The 19,068-nt window shown below is 71.2% G+C and carries 17 protein-coding genes and 2 pseudogenes; 7 read left to right on the top strand and 12 right to left on the bottom strand.

The annotated features are described in order from the left end of the window. Positions 1 to 23 precede the first annotated feature (23 nt). The 6 genes and pseudogenes from B9S57_RS25255 to B9S57_RS25230 form a co-directional block, all read right to left on the bottom strand. A pseudogene (locus tag B9S57_RS25255) lies at positions 24 to 200 on the bottom strand (catalase-related domain-containing protein); the annotation flags it as partial. A gap of 12 nt (positions 201 to 212) precedes the next feature. Further along, entirely contained in the window at positions 213 to 2,156 is a 1,944-nt protein-coding gene (locus tag B9S57_RS25250; RefSeq protein ID WP_103759517.1) for an ATP-binding SpoIIE family protein phosphatase, read from the bottom strand. A gap of 387 nt (positions 2,157 to 2,543) precedes the next feature. Beyond that, complete coding sequence (locus B9S57_RS25245; protein ID WP_103759516.1) at positions 2,544 to 3,260, bottom strand: DUF402 domain-containing protein; 717 nt, start codon at positions 3,258 to 3,260, stop codon at positions 2,544 to 2,546. Between the two features lie 44 nt (positions 3,261 to 3,304). Then, entirely contained in the window at positions 3,305 to 4,708 is a 1,404-nt protein-coding gene (locus B9S57_RS25240; protein ID WP_103759515.1) for an aspartate ammonia-lyase, read from the bottom strand. 149 nt (positions 4,709 to 4,857) lie between these two features. After that, entirely contained in the window at positions 4,858 to 5,373 is a 516-nt protein-coding gene (locus B9S57_RS25235; RefSeq protein ID WP_103759514.1) for a hypothetical protein, read from the bottom strand. A 341-nt stretch (positions 5,374 to 5,714) separates the two neighbouring features. Beyond that, entirely contained in the window at positions 5,715 to 7,382 is a 1,668-nt protein-coding gene (locus B9S57_RS25230; RefSeq protein WP_181011460.1) for a fumarate hydratase, read from the bottom strand. 204 nt (positions 7,383 to 7,586) lie between these two features. Between B9S57_RS25230 and B9S57_RS25225 the strand changes: the two genes are divergently transcribed. After that, the gene (locus tag B9S57_RS25225) at positions 7,587 to 8,258 is read left to right on the top strand and encodes a DUF1707 domain-containing protein (protein ID WP_103759512.1); all 672 of its coding nucleotides are present in this window, start codon (positions 7,587 to 7,589) and stop codon (positions 8,256 to 8,258) included. 156 nt (positions 8,259 to 8,414) lie between these two features. After that, positions 8,415 to 8,786 carry a WhiB family transcriptional regulator gene (locus tag B9S57_RS25220; protein ID WP_103759511.1) on the top strand — a complete coding sequence of 124 codons (372 nt, stop codon included), beginning with the start codon at positions 8,415 to 8,417 and terminating at the stop codon, positions 8,784 to 8,786. Between the two features lie 65 nt (positions 8,787 to 8,851). Here B9S57_RS25220 and glpX read toward each other — a convergent pair whose 3' ends face one another. Continuing rightward, positions 8,852 to 9,883 carry a class II fructose-bisphosphatase gene (glpX, locus tag B9S57_RS25215; protein ID WP_103759510.1) on the bottom strand — a complete coding sequence of 344 codons (1,032 nt, stop codon included), beginning with the start codon at positions 9,881 to 9,883 and terminating at the stop codon, positions 8,852 to 8,854. A 144-nt stretch (positions 9,884 to 10,027) separates the two neighbouring features. Between glpX and B9S57_RS25210 the strand changes: the two genes are divergently transcribed. Beyond that, on the top strand, positions 10,028 to 10,552 hold the full coding sequence (locus tag B9S57_RS25210) for a DUF4245 domain-containing protein (RefSeq protein WP_103759580.1): 525 nt from the start codon (positions 10,028 to 10,030) through the stop codon (positions 10,550 to 10,552). Between the two features lie 89 nt (positions 10,553 to 10,641). On the opposite strand, the gene B9S57_RS25205 is transcribed toward B9S57_RS25210, so the two are convergent. The 4 genes from B9S57_RS25205 to B9S57_RS25190 form a co-directional block, all read right to left on the bottom strand. Beyond that, positions 10,642 to 11,232 carry a malonic semialdehyde reductase gene (locus B9S57_RS25205; RefSeq protein WP_103759509.1) on the bottom strand — a complete coding sequence of 197 codons (591 nt, stop codon included), beginning with the start codon at positions 11,230 to 11,232 and terminating at the stop codon, positions 10,642 to 10,644. 184 nt (positions 11,233 to 11,416) lie between these two features. Continuing rightward, positions 11,417 to 11,671 carry an exodeoxyribonuclease VII small subunit gene (locus tag B9S57_RS25200; RefSeq protein WP_103759579.1) on the bottom strand — a complete coding sequence of 85 codons (255 nt, stop codon included), beginning with the start codon at positions 11,669 to 11,671 and terminating at the stop codon, positions 11,417 to 11,419. A gap of 40 nt (positions 11,672 to 11,711) precedes the next feature. Next, positions 11,712 to 12,923, bottom strand: coding sequence for an exodeoxyribonuclease VII large subunit (gene xseA, locus B9S57_RS25195; protein WP_103759508.1), 1,212 nt, complete (start codon positions 12,921 to 12,923; stop codon positions 11,712 to 11,714). A 30-nt stretch (positions 12,924 to 12,953) separates the two neighbouring features. Next, positions 12,954 to 14,297, bottom strand: a complete 1,344-nt coding sequence (locus tag B9S57_RS25190) for an APC family permease (RefSeq protein WP_103759507.1) — start codon at positions 14,295 to 14,297, stop codon at positions 12,954 to 12,956. 78 nt (positions 14,298 to 14,375) lie between these two features. On the opposite strand from B9S57_RS25190, the gene B9S57_RS25185 reads away from it, so the two are divergent. After that, on the top strand, positions 14,376 to 15,365 hold the full coding sequence (locus tag B9S57_RS25185; RefSeq protein ID WP_181011458.1) for a 4-hydroxy-3-methylbut-2-enyl diphosphate reductase: 990 nt from the start codon (positions 14,376 to 14,378) through the stop codon (positions 15,363 to 15,365). Positions 15,366 to 15,515: 150 nt separating this feature from the next. After that, on the top strand, positions 15,516 to 16,253 hold the full coding sequence (ppgK, locus tag B9S57_RS25180) for a polyphosphate--glucose phosphotransferase (protein ID WP_103759577.1): 738 nt from the start codon (positions 15,516 to 15,518) through the stop codon (positions 16,251 to 16,253). A 2-nt stretch (positions 16,254 to 16,255) separates the two neighbouring features. Here ppgK and B9S57_RS25175 read toward each other — a convergent pair whose 3' ends face one another. After that, a complete protein-coding gene (locus B9S57_RS25175) occupies positions 16,256 to 16,882 on the bottom strand; it encodes a DUF6542 domain-containing protein (RefSeq protein WP_103759506.1) in 627 nt (208 codons plus the stop codon). A gap of 229 nt (positions 16,883 to 17,111) precedes the next feature. On the opposite strand from B9S57_RS25175, the gene ychF reads away from it, so the two are divergent. Further along, on the top strand, positions 17,112 to 18,200 hold the full coding sequence (gene ychF, locus B9S57_RS25170) for a redox-regulated ATPase YchF (protein WP_103759505.1): 1,089 nt from the start codon (positions 17,112 to 17,114) through the stop codon (positions 18,198 to 18,200). Positions 18,201 to 18,346: 146 nt separating this feature from the next. Beyond that, positions 18,347 to 19,068 (top strand): annotated as a pseudogene (locus B9S57_RS35800) (IS3 family transposase); the annotation flags it as partial.

Genomic DNA, 19,068 nt, shown 5'->3' with positions numbered 1-19,068 from the left:
CCGCCCCTCCTGTCTGTCCGGCGTCAGCCGCCGTCGAGCTTCTTGGCGACGCGGTCGCCGAGGTCCGCGTCCACGTTCCGCCAGTACCGCAGCGCACGCTCCAGGACCGGCCCGCTCACGCCGTCCAGCAGATGGCCGGAGATGTCGGAGACGAGCCGCTCGCGCGCCTCGTCGTCCATCACCTCGCGCACCGGCGTGCCGGGGGTGAATGCCTAGGAGGTGGTCATTTCGAACCAGACCACCTTGCCCGTGGAGAGCCGGGTCGCTCCCCACCGCCTGGCCAGCCGGTTGACCAGGAACAGTCCGCGTCCGCCCTCGTCCGTCTCCCGGGCGCGCCGCTGCCTGGGCAGCTGCGGGGAGTCGTCGCCCACCTCGCAGCGCAGGATGTCCGTGCGCAGCAGCCGCAGGGTCACCGGCCGCTCCGCGTAGCGCACCGCATTGGTCACCACCTCGCTGACCAGCAGCTCCACCTCGTCCGCCAGGTCGTCCAGACCCCACCGGCTCAGCGCCCTGCGGGCCAGTCTGCGGGCCCGGCCGGGAGCCGCGTCCTCCGGTTCCAGGAACCAGTACGCGACGTCGCTCGGAGCGATTCCGTCGAAGCGGGCGGCCAGCAGGGCGATGTCGTCGTCCCGGTCGCCGGGCCCGAGCATGTCCAGCACGTCGTCGCAGAGCGCTTCCAGCGGCGGCGAATGGTCCGGCCCGGTCAGCTGCGCCGTGGCGGCCAGCCGCTCGCGGAGGATCTCGATGCCCGTCCAGACGTCCCGCATCCGGGACTCCACCAGGCCGTCCGTGTACAGCAGGAGCGTGGCCCCGGCGGGCGCGTCCAGCTCGACGGCCTCGAAGTCGACCCCGCCGACCCCGATCGGCGCGCCCGGCGGCACCCGGAGCACCTCGGCCCGGCCGCCCAGGTGGAGCAGCACGGGCGGCGGGTGACCCGCGTTGGCGATGGTGATGCGGTGGGCGACCGGGTCGTACACCGCGTACAGGCAGGTCGCCATCCGGTCGCTGCCGAGGCGCTGCGCCTGCTCGTCCAGGTGGTGCAGGACCTCCTGCGGGGGGAGGTCGAGCCCGGCCAGGGTCTGCGCGGTGGTGCGCAGCTGGCCCATGATCGCCGCGGACGTCATGGAGTGGCCCATCACGTCGCCGACGACCAGCGCGACCCTGCTGCCGGGCAGCGGGATCGCGTCGTACCAGTCGCCGCCCACCCGTGCGGTCTCCGCGGCCGGCAGGTAGCGCGAGGCCAGGCGCACGCCCGTGGGCTGGGGCAGCGAGTCGGGCAGCATCGTGCGCTGGAGCTCGTCGGCGATGTACGCCTCGCGCCCGTAGAGCACGGCCTTGTCGATGCCGAGCGCGGTGTGCGTGGCCAGCTGCGCCGCGACCAGCAGGTCGTTGGCCTCGAACGGCGGGCGGTCGGTGCCGCGCAGGAAGACGGCCGCGCCGATCACCCGGCGCCGCCCGCGCAGCGGTGCCAGGATCGCGCGGTGCCCCGTCGGCACCGTCCGGCCCGCCCCCAGCAGCTCGGGAAGGGCGACACGGGCCGCGGCGGAGTCACCGAAGACGGGACGCACCCCGCGGAGCACCTCGGCGAGTGCGCCGCCGGCCCGGATCTCGCACAGGTCGGCGGCGGGCAGAAGGCCTGCCTGCGGGTCGGTGACGGGCAGCCGCAGCCGCTCGCCCTCCGGCCCGCTCTCGTTCTCCTCGTCCGCCAGTCGCAGCCTGTCGGTACGCCGCAGCCGCAGCACGAAGGGGTTGACCGGCCGCTCGTCGCCCACCGGGAGCGGGTCGCGGAGGTAGACGAGTATGGCGTCGGAGAAGGTGGGCACGCTCGCCCGGCACAGGCCCAGCACGATCTCGTCCAGGTCTATGCCCCGGGCGATCCGGCGGGTCGCCGCGCCGACGAACCGCAGGCGGTCCCCCTCGCGGCGGCTGACCGTCTGGGTGTCGGCGACGGCCGGGGCCGCCTCCGCACCGGGCGCCGGACTCGGTACGGCGCCCGGGACCGTCCCCTTCGCCGTGCCCGGCACGGGGGAGGGGCCTGGGATCGCTGCGGTGGCAGCGGCACCTGGCGGGGCCTCCTGCTGCCGGGGCCGGGCGCGTTCCTGCGGCCGGGCAGCGAGGGGCTGCCGGCCTTCGTGGGAGGTGGGATGCTCCGTCACGCGTGGGATTCCGTCCGTCCGGGCCGGTTGTATGAGGCGGGCGCAGTCACCTCGGGGCGTTGCGTCACTCTGCCCCTGCAAGAGCGGTGAGAACAACGGCTGTCACCGGGTGCCCTCGGAAAAGGGGCCGAAACCGTGCGGCCGTCCCGGGGGCCCGGCCGGGGTCTCCCGGTGGCCGGGCAGCGGACAGCGAGCATGTCTCCACCCCCTCAAGTGGTTCATGCGACCGCACGTCCACCGGCTCCGTAAGCCGTGTGACGCATGCGACGTGTGCGGTGACTGGTGGTCAGGCTCCTGTCCGGTCACGCCGGTTGTGGCGTATCGGTCCGGCGGAGCGGTTCGTGGAAGGCGATCCTACGGTTGCCCCCCTGGGGTGCATCAAGGGTCTCACGACGGCGTGGGGGCGGGGGTGCGGTCCCAGTCATCGGGCAGCGGAGGGACCTGCCACCCGGGGTCCGGGCGCCAGTGCTCCCAGCCGTCGCTGAAGGGCGTGCCCCACCGCCGGATCACCTCGACCGCCGCCAGCCCGGCCTCGCGCACCCGCCGTGCGGTGGCCTCGTCCATCAGCCCGACCCGCTGCGCCTGGGCGAACTCGTCCTCGTCGAGCCACTCCCAGCTGTGGTCGGGGCGCACGGAGATGTCGAGGAAGTGGTCCTGCGAATCGATCCCGCCCGCCCAGCGTGAGCGGGGCTCCTCGAGGTTGACGTACCAGTTGCGGAAGAGCCAGCCCCGGTCCCAGAACAGCCAGACCGACCAGGGCTCACCCGGCCGGGCGAGCTTCAGCACACCCGATCCGAACCACCGTGAGCGCACCGTGGTGCGCGGGCGGGTGTAGCGGGTGGCGAGCGGCTCGGCGTGCACCTGGGTGCCGTCGGCGAGGACCGGTTTCACGCACTCGGTGCCGGACGCCATCCACACGGCCAGCAGCTCGTCGGTGTCCTGGACGACAGTGACCGGCCGGCAGATGTGGACCGCGCCGTCGCCGTCGCCGGGCCTCCCGTTGGCCCGGTAGCGCCAGAGGATCGGGTCCCCCGGCGCCCAGCGCACTCCGTCCTCCGCACCCGCCCCGGTGCCCGTTCCCGTACCCGCGTCCGTCGCTGTCATGAAGAGATCTTAGGGACGTGCGCGGCGGAGCGCTGGGTTACGCGTCATGGCCGGGTCATACGCAACACGTCCAGGGCCTCGTCCAACTGCTCCGCAGTCAGGTCGCCGCGTTCGACGTACCCCCCGGCCAGCACGGTCTCCCGGATCGTCGTGCCGTCGGCCAGGGACTTCTTGGCGACCTTCGCCGCCTCCTCGTAGCCGATGTACTTGTTCAGCGGGGTCACGACCGACGGGGAGGACTCCGCGTAACGCCGCGCCCGCTCCACGTCCGCCGTGATCCCGTCGACCGTGCGGTCGGCGAGCAGCCGGGAGGCGTTGGCCAGCAGCCGCACCGATTCGAGCAGGTTCTTCGCCATGACCGGGAGCATCACGTTGAGCTCGAAGTTGCCGGCCGCTCCGGCGGCGGCGACCGTGGCGTCGTTGCCCGTCACCTGGGCGGCGACCATCAGGACGGCCTCGGGGACGACCGGGTTGACCTTGCCCGGCATGATCGACGAGCCGGGCTGCAGGTCGGGCAGGCTGATCTCGGCGAGTCCGGTGCGGGGTCCGGAGGCCATCCAGCGCAGGTCGTTGGAGATCTTGGTGAGGGAGACGGCGACGGTACGGAGCTGGCCCGAGGTCTCGACGAGCGCGTCCCTGGCCCCCTGCGCCTCGAAGTGGTTCCGGGCCTCGGTGAGCGGCAGCCCGGTCGTGCGGGCGACCTCCGCGATCACCGCCGCGGAGAATCCGGGCGGGGTGTTGATCCCGGTGCCCACCGCCGTTCCGCCCAGGGGAAGTTCGGCGAGGCGGGGGAGCGAGGCGTGCAGCCGCTCGACGCCGTGGCGGATCTGCGCCGCGTAGCCACCGAACTCCTGGCCCAGGGTGACGGGCGTGGCGTCCATCAGGTGGGTGCGGCCCGACTTCACGACCTCCGAGAATTCGGCCGATTTCCGCTCCAGGGCGGCGGCCAGGTGCGCGAGCGCCGGGATCAGGTCGGCGGTGACGGCGGCGGTCGCGGCGATGTGGATCGACGACGGGAACACGTCGTTCGACGACTGGGAGGCGTTGACGTGGTCGTTGGGGTGGACCTCGCGCCCGAGGCGCTCGGCGGCCAGCGTGGCCACCACCTCGTTGGTGTTCATGTTGGACGACGTACCGGAACCCGTCTGGAACACGTCGACGGGGAAGTGCTCGTCCCAGCGCCCCGCCACCACCTCGGCGGCGGCCTCCTGGATCGCGTCCGCGATGTCCGGATCCAGCACCTTCAGCTCGGCGTTGACCCTGGCGGCCGCGGCCTTGATCCGCCCCAGGGCCTCGATGTGGGCCCGCTCCAGGCGTTGCCCGGAGATCGGGAAGTTCTCCACCGCGCGCTGGGTCTGGGCACGCCACTTGGCGTGCGCGGGTACCTTCACCTCGCCCATCGAGTCGTGCTCGACGCGGTACGCCGTTTCCTCGGCTGCTGTGTCCATGGTGTTCAGACCTCCTGATGCAGGTGAGCGCGTGGGGTGTTCCGCGTATTCCCCGGGCCACGTCTGCAGGAAGGTATCGGCGGTGAGGGCGTCGGACCGCCGGGCGCGGTGGAGCGGGCGTCACGGGGCGCGCCCGCTCCACGGGCAGATCAGTTGCAGGGGAACACGTACTCGGACGCGTAGTTGATGAAGAGACTGCTGGACGAGGTGCCCATCTTGGCCGTCACCTTGGCGCAGGCGATGCTGGACACGTAGACGGGGCCCGCGTACTGGGAGAAGTTGCCGGTGTCGCTGTCACAGCCGGTCCCGTCGACCTTGCAGACCTTCAGCGACATGTAGCGGGAGGCGCCCACGTTGTTGTCCATGATCGAGCATCCCTTGCCCCCGTTGGTGTACGAGAACAGGGTGGCCAGGCGCAGGCCGGGATCGGTCCCCTCCGGCAGGGGGATCGCCTTGTTCAGGGCGTATCCGGTGCCGCACACGGTCGCGGCGGCGACGGCCGCCTGCGGGTCCTGCCGGGCGATGGCCCGGGTCGTGGCGTCGGCCTTCTCCGAGACCGTCACCTCGGGCCGGTCCGCAGCAGCGGCCTGAGGCGCGGTCAGGACCGCTGCGGCGAGGGCGGCGACGGCCAGCGTCGTGCGCGTGATGACTGCGGTTCCGGGCATGGCTGAGTCCATTTCCTGACGGAGGTGGGAGATGCCCGGAGCCTGATCAGGTGCTTCCGGGCGCCATCCAATGTAGATCCGCTCCGCAGGAAGGGGCGCGGACGTGGTGATCTTTGGCGTGAAACCGTCCGGGCCACCCCGGCCACCCCACCGGAGGCCCCGCGCACCGGGCCTGCGGCCCTCCGGCCGGCCGCGGGGGAGGCCCCGGGTGGCCGATACGTGGCCCTGGACCAGGGCCCGCCCCGGAGGGATCCCGCCCCTGGACCGCTCCCGCCCCGGAGAGACGCCGCAGGGGCGCCCCGGCCGGCAGCCGGGGCGCCCCTGCGGCGGGGACGGGAGGATCAGCCGAGGCCGGGGCCGCGGACCGGGATGCTGGTGAAGGTCGGCGCCGGGGCGGGCTCGGTGAAGAAGTCGTTGCCCTTGTCGTCGACCACGACGAACGCGGGGAAGTCCTCGACCTCGATCCGCCAGACCGCCTCCATGCCGAGCTCCTCGTACTCGACGACCTCGACCTTCTTGATGCAGTCCTGGGCGAGACGCGCCGCCGGGCCGCCGATCGAGCCGAGGTAGAAGCCGCCGTGCGCGTCGCACGCGTCGGTGACCTGCTTGGACCGGTTGCCCTTGGCCAGCATCACCTTGGAGCCGCCCGCCGCCTGGAACTGCGCGACGTAGCTGTCCATCCGGCCGGCCGTCGTCGGGCCGAAGGAACCGGAGGCGTAGCCCTCGGGGGTCTTCGCCGGGCCCGCGTAGTAGACCGGGTGGTCCTTGAGGTACTGCGGCATCTCCTCGCCCGCGTCGAGCCGCTCCTTGATCTTGGCGTGCGCGATGTCACGCGCCACGACCAGCGGACCGGTCAGCGAGAGCCGGGTCTTGACCGGGTACTTGGTCAGCTCGGCGAGGATGTCGTCCATCGGCCGGTTGAGGTCGATCCGGACGACGTCGCCGGCCTCGTCCAGGTGTTCGTCGGTGGTGTCCGGGAGGAAGCGCGCGGGGTCCTTCTCCAGCTGCTCCAGGAAGACGCCCTCGGCGGTGATCTTCGCGGTGGCCTGGCGGTCGGCCGAGCAGGAGACGGCGATGGCGACGGGCAGGGACGCGCCGTGCCGGGGGAGGCGGACGACCCGGACGTCGTGGCAGAAGTACTTGCCGCCGAACTGGGCGCCGATCCCGATCTTCTGCGTCAGCTCGAAGACCTTCTGCTCCAGGTCCTGGTCCCGGAAGCCGTGACCGGTCGGGGAACCTTCGGCGGGCAGCTCGTCCAGGTAGTGCGCGGAGGCGTACTTCGCGGTCTTCAGCGCGAACTCGGCCGACGTGCCGCCGACGACGATCGCCAGGTGGTAGGGCGGGCAGGCCGCCGTACCCAGGAGGCGGATCTTCTCCTCCAGGAACTTCATCATGGAGTCCTCGTTGAGGACGGCCTTCGTCTCCTGGTAGAGGAAGGACTTGTTGGCCGAGCCGCCGCCCTTGGCCATGAAGAGGAACTTGTACGCGCCGCCGTCCGTGGCGTACAGCTCGATCTGGGCCGGGAGGTTCGAGCCGGTGTTCTTCTCGTCCCACATGGTCAGCGGGGCCATCTGCGAGTACCGCAGGTTGAGCTCGGTGTACGCGTCGAAGATGCCGTGCGAGAGGGCCTCCTCGTCACCGCCCTCGGTGAGCACGTTCTGGCCGCGCTTGCCCATCACGATCGCCGTACCGGTGTCCTGGCACATGGGCAGGACACCCGCGGCGGCGATGTTCGCGTTCTTCAGGAGGTCGAGCGCGACGAACTTGTCGTTGGACGAGGCCTCGGGGTCGTCCACGATGCGGCGCAGCTGCGCCAGGTGGGCGGGACGCAGGTAGTGCGAGATGTCGTGCATGGCCTCGGCGGCGAGGGTGCGCAGGGCCTCCGGAGCCACCTTGAGGAACGTACGGCCGTCGGCCTCGAAGGTCGAGACGCCCTCGGCGGTCACCAGCCGGTACGGCGTGGTGTCCTCTCCCAGGGGGAGCAGATCGGAGTACGCAAACTCTGGCATTACGGCCATTCCTCACTCGGCGACAGCGGCTGGCCACCCTTGGACAGCGCACCCACCAGGGTAGAGCGCCCCAGGCCCGCCGCCCCTGTGAGGTAAGGCTCATCCGGATCGCCCGGTCCGGGGCCGGTGATCCGGACGCACCGATTCGGGGGAAGGCCGGAGAGGCACTGGTCGCGATCTATCGCGTTTGGGTAGGCTGATTCGGTGGACCTCGAGAAGCAGCCCCAGTCGCCCGTCGCTCCGGCCGGTCCCGCGCCCGCCGGAATCCGCGCCTCCGACGCGGACCGCGACCGGATCGCGGACATCCTGCGGGAGGCCGTGGCGGAAGGCCGGCTGACCGCCGAGGAGCATGCCGAGCGGGTCGACCTGGTCTACCGGGCCAAGACCGTCGGTGAACTGGAGCCGCTGGTCCAGGATCTTCCGGCACCCGGTGGCGGCACCCGTCAGGCCGCCTCGCCCCACGGCTACGGACCGGGGGAGCCGGCCGGGCCCGCCGAGAACCTGGTGGCGGTCTTCAGCGGTTCCACCCGCAGGGGCCGTTGGCGCGTCGGCGGCCGCACGAACGCCTTCGCGCTCTTCGGCAGTGTCGAGATCGACCTGACCGAGGCGCTGTTCGGCCAGCGGCTGACGGTGATCAACGCGACGTCCATCTTCGGGAGTGTCGAGATCAAGGTCCCCGAGAACATCTCGCTCCGCGGCAGCGGGACGGGTGTTTTCGGCAATTTTGAGGTCGACACTCTGGAATCGGCCGACCCGGAGGCACCGGTGGTCGTCGTCAACGGCTACTCCGTGTTCGGCAACGTCGAGGCAAAGCCCAAGCGCGGCAAGCTCATCACCAACCTCCAGCGGCAGCTCCGCAAGCACCTCGGCCACTGAGCCGGGGCCACCGGCGAATTCAGGCCAGTCGGTGACGCGGTGCGACCGTGGGGGCTTCGGGGTGGCGCCACTCAGTGCATAGGCGTGCGTACAGCGGGTAGGGAGTGCTGCATCGTCTCTCGCTCGCGAAGCCCAAGCCGTCGTCAGGAGTGGACCGTGCTGCACATGCCGCATCAGCCCCTGCAGGTCGCCGCCGTGCCGTCCCAGCGCGCACCCGCGCGGGAGGATCAGGCGGGGCCCTGGCACGCGGAGGCGGTGTGCCGCCGCGACGAGGCAGGACTGTTCTTCGCCCCGTCGAAGGAGCCGACCGCCGCCCGGCTCTCCCGCGAGGAGGCGGCGAAGCAGGTCTGTGCGAGATGCCCGGTCATGGTGGAGTGCCAGGAGCACGCCCTCCTGCAGCCCGAGCCGTACGGGGTGTGGGGCGGCCTCACCGCCGCCGAACGCCGTGTGGTGCTCGCCCGGCGCCGCCGGCGCGACATGGAGCTCAAGGCCGCGGCCTCGGCCGGGCGCATAGCCGCGGCGGGCTGACCCCCGCGTGCAGGGATGTGGGGGCCGCCCGGCCGGGCCGAACCCCCAGATCCCTGCGACAGGGCCTACTTGGCGCGGTCGAAGTCGATCGCGCTGTAGGCGCGCAGCTTCGAGAGCCGGTGCGTCGAGTCGATCGTCCGGATCGTGCCCGACTTGGACCGCATCACCAGGGACTGGGTGGTGGCCGTCTCCGCGCGGTACCGCACACCGCGCAGGAGCTCACCGTCGGTGATCCCGGTGGCGACGAAGAAGACGTTGTCCCCGCTGACGAGGTCGTCCGTCGACAGCACCCGGTCCAGGTCGTGGCCGGCGTCCAGCGCACGCTGCCGCTCCGCCTCGTCCTTGGGCCAGAGCTTGCCCTGGATGACACCGCCGAGGCACTTTATGGCGCAGGCCGAGATGATGCCCTCGGGGGTGCCGCCGATGCCCATGAGCAGGTCGACGCCGGTTCCCTCGCGGGCGGCCATGATCGACCCGGCGACGTCGCCGTCGGAGATGAACTTGATCCGGGCGCCCGTCTCCCGGATCTCCTTGACGATGCCGTCGTGCCGGGGCCGGTCCAGGATGACGACCGTGACGTCCTCGGGGGTCGAGCTCTTGGCGCGCGCGACGCGCCGGATGTTCACGGAGACGGGGGCGTTGATGTCGACGAAGTCGGCGGCCTCGGGGCCCGTGACCAGCTTGTCCATGTAGAAGACGGCGGACGGGTCGAACATCGCGCCGCGGTCGGCGGCGGCCAGTACGGCGATCGCGTTGGGCATGCCCTTGGCGTTGAGCGTGGTGCCGTCGATCGGGTCGACGGCGATGTCGACCTCGGCTCCGGTGCCGTCGCCGACGCGCTCGCCGTTGAACAGCATGGGCGCTTCGTCCTTCTCGCCCTCACCGATGACGACGATGCCGTTCATCGAGACGGTGGAGACGAGCGTGCGCATGGCTTTCACAGCGGCGCCGTCGGCGCCGATCTTGTCGCCGCGGCCGACCCAGCGCCCGGCGGCCATGGCGGCGGCCTCGGTGACCCGGACGAGTTCCATGGCCAGGTTGCGGTCGGGGGCCTCCGGGGAGACCTCGAGCGGGGACGGCAGATGATGCTCGGACATCGGAGCGCACCTTTCTGTACGACGACGACCGGAAAAGAGGGTGCTGTGACTCTATCGGTAGGTCGATAAAATGAGCAGAGCGGGTCACGTATGAGCGGGTGCCCGATGGTGGGGTGCCCGGAGGCCCGTGCCACCATTGACCCCGTGGCAAGCAAGCGAGGCAAGCAGACCGTCCGGGACATGTTCCTGTCGATGCTCGTGATCACCGCAGTGGCGGGCGTCGTCTACATCTTCATCCCGCACGACGACAAGGCCGACCCGATCAAGGCGGTCGACTACCGGGTCGAGCTCGCGACGGCCCGCCGTGCCGCGCCGTACCCGGTGGCGGCGCCCGCCGGGCTCTCGAAGGAGTGGAAGCCGACCTCCGTCTCGTACGAGGGCCGGTCCGGTGCCGGCTGGCACCTCGGCTTCCTCGACCCGGACGGCAACTACGTCGCGGTGGAGCAGTCCACGACCCCCGCCAGGAAGTACGTCCCCGACGTCAGCCAGGACGCCAGGGACACCGGGCACACCGAAGAGGTCGCCGGCCGGGAGTGGCAGCGCTGGGAGGGCCCGAAGTACGACGCCCTCGTGCTGCACGCCGAGGACGTCACCACGGTGGTCACGGGATCGGCACCGGCGGAGCGGCTCGCGGAGATGGCCGCGGCGCTGAAGACGACGGCCTCCTGAGGTCCTCTGCTCCCTCCTGAGATCCGCGGTACGACGAGAGGGCCCGCAGCGCTCGGCGCTGCGGGCCCTCTCGTCGTACGGGGCGGGGATCAGACGGTCGTGACGACCTCGTCGTAGGACAGGCGCGGCAGGCGCGGGAACCAGGCGTCCTCGCCGGGCTTGCCGATGTTGACGGCCATGAGCAGCTTGTGGTCGTCGTCCAGGAACTCCTTCTCGATGCCCGCGGCGTCGAAGCCGGTCATCGGGCCGGCGGCCAGGCCGGCGGCGCGGACGCCGATGATGAAGTAGGCGGCCTGCAGTGCGGCGTTGAGCCCGGCGGACTGCTCGCGGACCGGGCGCTCGGAGAAGAACGCGTCCTTGGCCTGCGGGAAGTGCGGCATGAGGGCCGGGAGTTCCTCGTGGAACTCGTGGTCGGCGACGAGGAGCGCGACCAGCGGGGCTGTCGTGGTCTTCGGGCGGTTGCCCTCGGCCATGTGCTTGACCAGGCGCTCGCGTCCCTCGGCCGAGCGGACCAGGACGACGCGCAGCGGCGACTGGTTGAAGGCCGTGGGGCCGTACTTGACCAGGTCGTAGATCGCCTGGACCTGCTCGTCGGTCACCGGCTCGTCGGTGAACGTGTTGGCAGTGCGGGCCTCGCGGAAGAGGAGGTCCTGGGCGGCGGGGTCAAGAACGAGGGACATCGGGGGCGTTACCTTCCGGACGGATACATGGGTCGGGCTCTGGTGAGTACCGTAACCGGAGAATAGATTAAAGTTCAACTAAATCGGTCCGGGAGTGATCCAGCGCACAGGCCGACAGAGGCGTGCCGCCCGGCCGCCTCGGTCCGGGCGGCCGCCGACCGCTCGGACCGTGCCCGCCGAGCCCTCAGTCCGTCTCCCCGCCGGCCTCCGTGGACTCCTCCGGGCGCGCCAGCGCCGCGTCCAGCCGGGCCCGGGCGCCCTCCAGCCAGTGCCGGCACACCTTCGCCAGCTCCTCGCCGCGCTCCCACAGGGCCAGCGACTCCTCCAGTGTCGTGCCGCCCGCCTCCAGGCGGCGTACGACCTCGATCAGCTCGTCGCGCGCCTGCTCGTACCCGAGCGTGCCCGTCGCGGCAGCCGTCGTCGTCCCGTCGTCCGTCATGCCGTCCACCCTATGCGCGGGCTCCGACAGACCCGGCCCCTCACTCCGCGACCCGAACCGTGAACTCACCCTCCGAGACCCGCGCCCGCAGCTCCTCGCCCGGCGCCCCCGCATCCTCGGGGGAGCGCACCACATGGCCGTCCGGCCGCTGCAGCACCGCGTAGCCCCGCTCCAGCGTCGCCGCGGGCGACAGCGCCACGACCCGGGCCCGGGTGTGGGCCAGCTCCGAGTCGGCGCGGTCCAGCAGATGCCCGAGCACCCTGCGGCTCCGCCCCACCAGCGCCTCGATCTCCGCTTCCCGCTCGTCCACCATCCGCCGGGGATTCTCCATCGAGGACCTGCCCAGCGCGTGCGCCAGCCCCCGCTCCTCCCGGTCGATCAGCCCCCGGACCGTGCGCAGCGCCCGGTCCCGGAGCTGCTGGACGCGGTCGAGCTCCTCGCCCACGTCCGGCACCACCTTCTTCGCCGCGTCCGTGGGCGTCGACGCCCGCACATCGGCCACCAGATCGAGCAGGGGCGAGTCCGGTTCGTGCCCGATGGCGGAGACCACGGGTGTGCGGCACGCGGCCACCGCCCGGATCAGCGCCTCGTCCGAGAAGGGCAGCAGATCCTCGACGCTGCCGCCGCCACGGGCGACGACGATCACGTCGACCTCCTCCAGGCCGTCCAGCTCCTGCACGGCCTGGACCACCTGATTCACGGCGTGCACGCCCTGCACGGCCGTGTTGCGCACCTCGAAGCGCACCGCGGGCCAGCGGCGCCTGGCGTTCTCCAGCACGTCCCGCTCGGCCGCCGACGCCCGTCCCGAGACCAGGCCGACCAGCTGCGGCAGGAACGGCAGCCGCTTCTTCCGGTCCAGCGCGAAGAGCCCCTCGGCGGTCAGCGACTTCTTCAGCTGCTCCAGCCGCACCAGCAGCTCGCCGATGCCCACCGGCCGTATCTCCGTCGCCCGCAGGGAGAGCTGGCCGCGCGGGGCGTACCACTCGGGCTTGGCGAGGACGACGACCCGCGCGCCCTCGGTCACCACATCGGCGATCCGGTCGAAGACCTGCCGGAAGCAGGTCACGCTCACCGAGATGTCGTGGGAGGGGTCACGCAGCGTCAGGAAGACCACCCCGGCGCCGGGCCGGCGCGACAGCTGGGTGATCTGCCCCTCGACCCAGACGGCGCCGAGCCGGTCGATCCAGCCGCCGATCAGGCGTGACACGTCGCCGACGGGCAGCGGGGCTTCCGGGGACGTAGTGAGAGCCATACGGGCGAGCGTATCGGCCGGGGCCGACAATCAGGCGGCCCGCCGCCCCCACTGCAACGCGAGCACCACCAGCCCGATCCCGAGCCAGCACACCCCGACCAGCTGGGCGCTCGTCGTCGCCTCCAGGATCACCGCGACCAGGACGGCCGCGCCCACCACCGGAATCAGCACATGGCGCCACCAGCTCGGCGGGCCCTCCATCCGGCGTACGGCGAACCAGCCCACCACCGACGCGTGGAGCAGCACGAAGGCCGTGAGCGCGCCGACGTTCACCACCGACACCAGATGGTCCAGTCCGTCGTCGCGCCGGGCCGCCCACACCGCCGCGACCAGCGTCACCAACCCGGCCCCCGCGATCGCGACGCGCGGCACCCCGGACCCCCCGTCGACCCGTGACAGGAACGAGGGGAGCCGGCCGTCCCGCGCCATGGCGAACACGAGCCGTCCGGCCGCCGCCTGCCCGGCCAGCGCCGCGAAGGCCGCCCCGATCGCCTTGCTGACGGCCACCAGGTCGTGCAGCCACGTCCCGACCGAGGCGTCCACCGCGTCGTAGAACGCGGACCCCTGCCTGACCGGATCCGCCGCCAGCTCGGCCGAGCTCACCGGTTCCAGGAGGGCCGCCAGATAGGACTGGGCCACGAACAGCACCCCGGCGAGCACCAGGCAGAACAGCACGGCCCGGGCCACCTTCGCCGAACCGCCCGTCACCTCCTCGGCGAACGAGGCGATGGCGTCGAAGCCCAGATAGGACAGCACCGCGACGGACACCGCTCCCACGACGGCCGTCATCGAGAACCCCGTGTCGCCGGTGAGCGGCGTCAGCCAGCCGCGCTGCGCCCCGTCCCGGACCAGCACCACCACGGCCGACACCACGAACACCAGCAGCACCACGATCTCCATGGCGAGCACGGCGAAGCCCACCCGGGCCGCGGCCCGTACGCCCCACAGGTTCAGCGCGGTCGTCACCAGGACCGCGATCGCCGTCCAGACCCACCGGGACACCTCGGGGACCAGCGCGTTCATCGCGATCCCGGAGAACAGATAGGCGACCGCCGGGATCAGCAGGTAGTCGAGCATCGCCATCCAGCCGGCGATGAACCCGGGCCCTTCCCCCAGCCCCTTGCGGGCGTACGCGAAGACCGATCCGGCGAGCGGGGCGACATGCACCATCTGGGCGTAACTGAACGCGGTGAAGGCCATCACCACGGTCGCCACGAGGTACACCAGGGCCACGGCCCCGTCGGACTTGGCGTCCAGCGTGCCGAACACACCGACCGGGGCCATGGGCGCGATGAACAGCAGTCCGTAGACCACCAGGTCCCGGAAGCCGAGTGTGCGCCGCAGCCTTCCCTCTTCCGTGGTGCTGCCCGACATGAACCCTCCGTCGCTGGATTGCGTACGCATCAGTCTCCCGACCCCGCTGATCCGGCGCCTGTTCGGTACGGCCTTACGATGGGACGCATGACTGCAACGCCTGCCCGCCGTGTCCTGCTCGCCGCACCCCGTGGCTACTGCGCGGGCGTGGACCGCGCCGTGATCGCCGTCGAGAAAGCCCTGGAACAGTACGGCGCCCCGATCTACGTCCGTCACGAGATCGTGCACAACAAGTACGTCGTGCAAACGCTCGAGAAGAAGGGCGCGATCTTCGTCGACGTGACCGCGGAGGTGCCCGAGGGCTCCATCGTGATGTTCTCCGCGCACGGGGTCGCCCCGACCGTCCACGCGGAGGCCGCCGAGCGCAAGCTCGCCACCATCGACGCGACCTGTCCGCTGGTCACCAAGGTCCACAAGGAAGCCGTCCGCTACGCCAACGAGGACTACGACATCCTCCTGATCGGCCACGAGGGCCACGAGGAGGTCATCGGCACGAGCGGCGAGGCCCCCGACCACATCACGCTGGTCGACGGCCCCGAGGACGTCAGGCACGTCGAGGTCCGCGACGAGTCGAAGGTCGTCTGGCTCTCCCAGACCACGCTCTCCGTCGACGAGACGATGGAGACGGTCGGTGCGCTCAAGAACAAGTTCCCGAACCTCCTCTCCCCGCCGAGCGACGACATCTGCTACGCCACGCAGAACCGCCAGATCGCGGTGAAGAAGCTGGCCGAGGACGCCGAGCTGGTCATCGTCGTCGGCTCGAAGAACTCCTCGAACTCGATCCGCATGGTCGAGGTCGCCCTGGACGCCGGCGCCCCCGCCGCCCACCTGGTGGACTTCGCCGCGGAGATCGACGAGGCATGGCTGGAAGGCGTCAGCACCGTCGGTCTCACCTCAGGTGCCTCGGTCCCCGACGTCCTGGTCGACGGTGTACTGGAATGGCTGGGCGAGCGGGGCTACGCGGACGTGGAGACGGTGAAGACCGCGGACGAGTCGATCACCTTCTCGCTGCCCAAGGAGCTCCGGCGCGACCTGCGCGCCGAGGCGGCCGCGCTCTCCGCCGAGTAGCGGGGCGGGCGGGCGGGTACCGGCCGGGGCGCGTACGCGGAGGCCCGGGGCGTATGTGTGGAGGCCCGGGGCGCGTGAGTCACCCGGGGGCGCCCGCCGGATCGCCGTTCCGGGGAGTGATCCGTGCCACCTGCCCGTACCGTGGACCGCATGGAGATCTTCGGTGTGGACATCGGCGGTTCAGGGATCAAGGGCGCGCCCGTGGACCTGGACCGCGGAGAGCTGGCGCAGGAGCGCCACAAGGTACTGACACCCCACCCGGCGACGCCTGGGAGCGTGGCCGACGGTGTGGCCGAGGTCGTCGGCCATTTCGACTGGCAGGGGCCGGTCGGCATCACGTTCCCCGGAGTCGTCACCGGCGGCATCACCAGGACCGCGGCCAACGTGGACAAGGGCTGGATCGACACGGACGCCCGGACGCTGCTCAGCGAGCGCATCGGGCAGCCGGTCACGATCCTCAACGACGCCGACGCGGCCGGAATCGCCGAGATGACCTTCGGCGCGGGGCGTGACCGCAAGGGCACGGTGATCACGCTGACCCTCGGTACGGGCATCGGCAGCGCCCTCTTCACCGACGGGCACCTCGTCCCCAACACCGAGCTCGGCCACCTGGAGCTGCACGGCCACGACGCGGAGAAGCGCGCCTCCACGAAGGCCAAGGAGGACGAGGACCTCAGCTGGCACCACTGGGCGCACCGGGTGCAGAAGTACCTGGTCCACGTCGAGATGCTGTTCTCGCCCGAGCTCTTCATCATCGGCGGGGGCGTGAGCCGCAAGGCGGAGAAGTTCCTGCCGCTCATCGAGCACGTCCGGGCCGAGATCGTCCCGGCCGAGCTGCAGAACAATGCCGGGATCGTCGGCGCCGCCATGGCGGCCGCGGGCAAGTAGTCCTAGGCGCGGGGGCGGCGGGCGGCCCGGTCGGCCCTGAGCAGGTGCCGCTGCCGCTCCCGCATCTGCCGGATCTTCCGCACGGTGGCGATGAGACCCGCGACGAGCGTGCCCCCGTACAGCCAGCCGGCGTGGACGGCGAGCGCGGTCACGACGGCCATGGTCTGCCCGCCGAAGCCGCCCGTGCCGCCGGCGACGGGGATCACGCCGACCGCGAAGGCGATCGGCACGATGATCGGTGCGGTCACCAGGTCGGCCGGCCGCACCCAGAGGGCGGTCAGGGCGCTGACCGGCAGGAACAGCAGCCCGTAGACGATCTCCGAACTGCCGAGGAGCAGCCGGTCCGCGCAGGCCAGCAGGAACATGGTCAGGGCGGCGAAGAGCCCGGCGCCGATGCCGGTCAGCCGCGGGTTGGGGAATCGCCGCAGCGCCAGGACCACCGGCGGGACGCCGCCGGGCCGGGCGCCCGGCCCCGGCCTGCCTCCCGTCACCGGCGCGGGTGACGGGGCGACCGCCACCGACACCGGACCTGCGGCCGAGGCCGTCACCTCGCCGGGGCCGCCGGGCGGTGCGGGCTGGACCTGAGGGGTCTGCCTGCGCTGCGGGGTACGCGTCCTGTGCTGCTCCACCCCGACAACCTAGGTCGCCGGTGGCACTCTTTCGGGCGTTGGACACGCGCTTTGGCCGACCTTGGCGTTGCGTTCGATCCCGCATGGCCGAAACGCCGCCGTTCGGCCCCGGACCGGTCTCCGCCCACGCACCCGTGACGGGCCGCGCGGCCCCGCCCGTAAACTGGAGAATCGGTCCACTCCCGGCCCGCCCGGACAGCCCCTCTCCTCACTCCAGGAAGTCGCCAAAGTGTCGCTCACGATCGGAATCGTCGGTCTGCCGAATGTCGGCAAGTCGACCCTGTTCAACGCCCTGACCAAGAACGACGTGCTGGCGGCCAACTACCCGTTCGCCACCATCGAGCCGAACGTCGGCGTCGTGGGCGTCCCCGACCCCCGTCTGGACAAGCTCGCCGAGATCTTCAGCTCGCAGAAGCTGCTCCCCGCCACCGTCGACTTCGTCGACATCGCGGGCATCGTGCGCGGCGCGAGCGAGGGCGAGGGCCTGGGCAACAAGTTCCTCGCGAACATCCGCGAGTCCGACGCGATCTGCCAGGTCATCCGCGCCTTCAAGGACGAGAACGTCGTCCACGTCGACGGCAAGGTCTCGCCCAAGGACGACATCGAGACGATCAACACCGAGCTGATCCTCGCCGACCTCCAGTCCGTCGAGAAGGCCGTTCCGCGTCTGACGAAGGAGTCCCGCCTCCAGAAGGAGAAGGTCGCGGTCCTCGCCGCCGTCGAGGAGGCCCGGAAGATCCTCGAAGCGGGCGACACCCTCTTCTCCCGGGGCATCACCGCCGGCTCCGAGAAGGGCCGCCTCCTCCACGAGCTGCACCTGCTCACGACGAAGCCCTTCCTCTACGTCTTCAACGTCGACGAGGACGAGCTGGTCGACGAGGACTTCAAGAACGAGCAGCGCGCCCTGGTCGCCCCGGCGGAGGCCATCTTCCTCAACGCCAAGATCGAGTCCGAGCTGATCGAGCTCGACGACGAGGAGGCCCTCGAACTCCTCCAGTCCATGGGGCAGGAAGAGCCCGGCCTGGCCACCCTCGGCCGCGTCGGCTTCGACACCCTGGGCCTCCAGACCTACCTCACGGCAGGCCCGAAGGAAGCCCGCGCCTGGACGATCAAGAAGGGCGCCACGGCCCCCGAGGCGGCCGGTGTGATCCACACCGACTTCCAGAAGGGCTTCATCAAGGCGGAGATCGTCTCCTTCGACGACCTCGTCGAGACCGGCTCCGTCGCCGAGGCCCGCGCCAAGGGCAAGGCGCGCATGGAGGGCAAGGACTACGTGATGCAGGACGGCGACGTGGTGGAGTTCCGCTTCAATGTGTAGCGGCTGACTTATCACCACGTCGCTGATCTGGCAAACGTGCAGGTCGGATAGGGTCCGACTCTTCGGGGTCGGGCCCTTTGTGAGGCGACCCCGGTGGTGTGGACACTCTGGCAATGGATCTTGCAGATCCGAGGAAGGGTGTCCTGGTGGGACGGAAGTCTCCGTATCCGGCGGAGTTCAGGAACGATGCCGTCGCGCTGTATCGCGCGGCGGGTGGGAAGCGCACGTATGCGGCGGTGGCGGCGGATGTTGGGGTGACCGGCGAGACGCTGCGCAGTTGGGTACGCCAGGCCGATGAGCAGGCGGGCCGCGGTATCCGTGACGAGCCGGTCGCGGAGGGCGGGGATGAGGAACTGGTCCGGCTGCGGGCGGAGAACGGCCGGCTACGCAGGGCTGAGAAGGAGTGGGAAATCGAGCGGGAGATCCTGCGCCGGGCGGCCCAGTATTTCGCGGAGGAGATGAGGGCATGACCCTCCGCTGGGGCTTCATCTCCGACAACCGGGCCGACTTCGGCGTGCAGCGGATATGCCGGGTGCTTCAGGTCTCGCGCTCGGGCTTCTACCGGTGGATCGCCGGCGCGAAGGCCCGCGAGGTGCGGCAGGCCGCCGATGATGCCCTGGCCGCGGAAATCCGCGAGATCCACACCGACCACAAAGGAACGTACGGAGTGCGGCGTGTCCATGCCGAGCTGCGGGGCCTCGGACACACGGTGAACCGTAAGCGCGTCGAGCGGCTCATGCGCAGGCACGGGCTGGAGGGCCTCCATCTGCGGCGCTGTAAACGCACCACGGTCCCGGACCGCTTCGCACCCCCTGCCCCGGACCTCGTCCAACGTGACTTCTCCGCCGGGCAGCTGGACGAGAAGTGG

This window comes from Streptomyces sp. SM10 (assembly GCF_002910915.1).
Lineage (GTDB): Bacteria > Actinomycetota > Actinomycetes > Streptomycetales > Streptomycetaceae > Streptomyces.
The sequence above is the reverse complement of the archived record's forward strand: the minus strand, read 5'-3'. Positions and strand labels throughout refer to the sequence as shown.

What these genes read in the sequence shown, in the direction of transcription:
- B9S57_RS25245 (WP_103759516.1), bottom strand. Translation starts at nt 3,260, where the DNA reads ATGACAGCGACGGACGCGGGTACGGGAACGGGCACCGGGGCGGGTGCG.
- B9S57_RS25240 (WP_103759515.1), bottom strand. Translation starts at nt 4,708, where the DNA reads ATGGACACAGCAGCCGAGGAAACGGCGTACCGCGTCGAGCACGACTCG.
- B9S57_RS25235 (WP_103759514.1), bottom strand. Translation starts at nt 5,373, where the DNA reads ATGCCCGGAACCGCAGTCATCACGCGCACGACGCTGGCCGTCGCCGCC.
- B9S57_RS25230 (WP_181011460.1), bottom strand. Translation starts at nt 7,382, where the DNA reads ATGCCAGAGTTTGCGTACTCCGATCTGCTCCCCCTGGGAGAGGACACC.
- glpX (WP_103759510.1), bottom strand. Translation starts at nt 9,883, where the DNA reads ATGTCCGAGCATCATCTGCCGTCCCCGCTCGAGGTCTCCCCGGAGGCC.
- B9S57_RS25205 (WP_103759509.1), bottom strand. Translation starts at nt 11,232, where the DNA reads ATGTCCCTCGTTCTTGACCCCGCCGCCCAGGACCTCCTCTTCCGCGAG.
- B9S57_RS25200 (WP_103759579.1), bottom strand. Translation starts at nt 11,671, where the DNA reads ATGACGGACGACGGGACGACGACGGCTGCCGCGACGGGCACGCTCGGG.
- xseA (WP_103759508.1), bottom strand. Translation starts at nt 12,923, where the DNA reads ATGGCTCTCACTACGTCCCCGGAAGCCCCGCTGCCCGTCGGCGACGTG.
- B9S57_RS25190 (WP_103759507.1), bottom strand. Translation starts at nt 14,297, where the DNA reads ATGTCGGGCAGCACCACGGAAGAGGGAAGGCTGCGGCGCACACTCGGC.
- B9S57_RS25185 (WP_181011458.1), top strand. Translation starts at nt 14,376, where the DNA reads ATGGGACGCATGACTGCAACGCCTGCCCGCCGTGTCCTGCTCGCCGCA.
- ppgK (WP_103759577.1), top strand. Translation starts at nt 15,516, where the DNA reads ATGGAGATCTTCGGTGTGGACATCGGCGGTTCAGGGATCAAGGGCGCG.